Source organism: Oleiphilus sp. HI0132 (genome assembly GCF_001635845.1).
This window is the reverse complement of sequence record NZ_LWGJ01001470.1, coordinates 1-2695: the sequence shown is the minus strand read 5'-3', so window position 1 is coordinate 2695 and position 2695 is coordinate 1. Positions and strand designations below refer to the sequence as shown.

Below are 2695 nucleotides of genomic sequence, written 5' to 3'. Positions count from 1 at the left end.
CGTTTGGCACGCCAACCTATCACTTCAAGAACGGTATATTCAGAAGCATCTCTTGCTTTCACCGCAATCCAAGTATGTATCGCAAACCAACCTCGCCACCCCCATGCATCGGCACCATATACCTGAATAACCGCTTCGGGAGTTTCGGTAGACAAAGGGGCGAGCCGGAAGAGTCTCTAGACGCTTCTCGCCAGCTTCCCGTGCTGCACCCCACCGCTAACACACTGAAAAGTATCATACTAAATTGAATCAATGCCTTAATGCTAAACATCGTCTATTTCCCCGTTATCTTCTCCGTAAAAACAAGACCTTAGTCTTACAAGCACTGGGCTTACAAACAACACGCCTTTTCCTCCGACAGAAAGACATTCAGCCCCTTCTCCTCAGCACGCGTCTACTTTTTTAGACTCATTACCGTTAGAGGCTTTTCATCATTTAGTAAATGTACGTTTACCCCGTGGAATAGATCACTCTGTAGGTGATCTTTTTCCCCCTTCCAAACGTAAACGTAACAAACATCATAGTTAGGATTGAATAGAATTCATGTCAGCTCAAGGTTTACATCAACAAATCAGCGACTTACGAACCAAACAACCAACTCAAAACCAGGGCATTAACGTTGTATGGTTTAAGCGTGATCTCAGGTTACGTGATCATACTCCCCTGAAGGAAGCTTGTGCAGGCAAAAATCCCACCTTACTGATCTATATCTTCGAAGATCTGCTAATACAAGACCCTCACTACGACGTGCGCCATTGGCGTTTTATTTGCCAGTCTTTAGCCGATTTGAATCGTCAACTCAAGGCCTTTAACACGCAGATCCATTGCTTTCGGGGCAAGGTTCTTAAGGCGTTAGAGGAAATCCATAGCCATTTCACAATCAATCGATTATTCAGCTATGAAGAGACCGGTATACGTGCTACCTATGAGCGCGATAAGGAAATAGCTGATTGGCTAGCCAAACACCAAATAGACTGGCAAGAAAGCCCAACGGGCGGAGTCATTCGAGGGCTGACCCACCGAAGCAATTGGGACAAGCACTGGCACAGTATCATGCGCATGGGTTTAGACAATCCCGACCTTCGAGGCGCTAACCTTATTTCTCTAGCACATCATCATCCGAATGATGCAATGGAGCCTTCTTGGCTTGAAACGCATCCTAGGATGCAACATGGGGGTGAAAAATGGGCTGAGAGAACACTCGCTTCTTTTTTTAGATCAAGAGGTCAAGACTATGCCTATAAAATATCAAAACCACTTGAAAGCCGAAAGAGCTGTTCCCGCATGTCTCCTTACCTGGCTTGGGGAAATATTAGCCTGCGGCAGTTTTATCAGCGAACCTTACTTCATCGTCGCGAACAGGGGTGGCGTAAAACGGCGAATACCTTGTGTTCACGTTTGCATTGGCACTGCCATTTTATCCAAAAGTTTGAAAGTGAACATGAAATGGAAGAAAGACCTGTCAATCGCGCTTACGCGTTATTCAGCTATCGAGAAGACAATGATTCCCTTTGCCATCGCCAAGCTTGGCAAGATGGAAAAACGGGCTACCCCATTGTTGATGCATGCATGCGATGTTTAATCGAAACGGGTTATTTGAACTTTCGAATGCGATCCATGCTCGTCAGCTTTTTTTGTCATCATTTGCTGCAGGATTGGCGGCAAGGTGTACATTATCTAGCCAAGCTTTTTTTGGACTTCGAGCCCGGTATTCACTATGCGCAGTTTCAGATGCAGGCTGGCGTCACAGGCACAAATACCATTCGAATTTACAATCCAGTGAAACAAAGTCTAGAGCATGACCCTAATGGTGAGTTTATCAGAATGTGGCTACCGGAATTGGCTAAACTCCCAAACGAGCTGATTCACACGCCGTGGATGATGACTCCTATGGAAGAAACATTGTATGACCTATCTCTGGGAACCACGTATCCAAAACCAATTGTCGATATTAAAGAAACGGGAAAAATTGCTCGCCGCGAATTATGGGCTTTTCGTAAACGAACCTTCGTCAGACAAGAAAACAGCAGGATTCTTCACCGTCACGTACGTCCTAATAAACGGAAAAGAGACTAAACTGAACCGCTGTGTGCCACCTTAAGAAAAAACACTTTGGTGCTTTGAAGCAGGCTATTGCGAAGGCCTTACTCACCAAACTCTATTTTAACCCGCTATGGTTATTCAAGCACTTCCTCTTGATAATTTTTTTGAGTGGCCGTTATTCGACTTTCAGTTATTGTCGATTGCAACACTGCGCTTTATTGTCGATTTGCCTGTAGCAGTATTCGCCATTGTGACGATCCAAAACACGCCCCCTCGCAATGATCTGCTTTAATCAAACAGGACACTTCAATAAGGAATATAATCCAATTATTGAGGTGTTAAATGACAAAACGAAAGAACAGAAGTTATACAACAGAGTTTAAACAAGAAGCGGTTGCCCTGGTCACCGAGCAAGGCTATAGCGTTCCTAAAGCGGCTGCTTCATTGGGTATTACAGATAAGTTGCTCTACAACTGGAAAGCCAAGTTTGATGCGGAACAATCTGGTACTGGCTTAAATACAGATGAGCGTGCTGAATTGCTTCGGCTCCGAAAGGAAAATAAAGAGCTGAAGATGGAAAAGGAGATTTTAAAAAAGGCCAGCGCCCTCCTGCTGAAGGAAACCAAGTAAGGTTTCAAACCATTCAACAACT

Annotated in this window: 3 protein-coding genes; 2 read left to right on the top strand and 1 reads right to left on the bottom strand. The window is 44.6% G+C overall.

The window, feature by feature from the left end:
* Positions 1-155, bottom strand: a 155-nt coding sequence (locus A3766_RS32250; RefSeq protein WP_231882966.1) for a DUF3750 domain-containing protein, incomplete at its 3' end; no start/stop codon positions are given.
* A 388-nt stretch (positions 156-543) separates the two neighbouring features.
* Between A3766_RS32250 and A3766_RS22710 the strand changes: the two genes are divergently transcribed.
* Positions 544-2076, top strand: coding sequence for a cryptochrome/deoxyribodipyrimidine photo-lyase family protein (locus A3766_RS22710; RefSeq protein ID WP_082865253.1), 1533 nt, complete (start codon positions 544-546; stop codon positions 2074-2076).
* A 309-nt stretch (positions 2077-2385) separates the two neighbouring features.
* Positions 2386-2673 (top strand): transposase, encoded by a 288-nt coding sequence (locus tag A3766_RS22705; RefSeq protein ID WP_068510178.1) that lies wholly within the window; start codon positions 2386-2388, stop codon positions 2671-2673.
* Positions 2674-2695 lie beyond the last annotated feature (22 nt).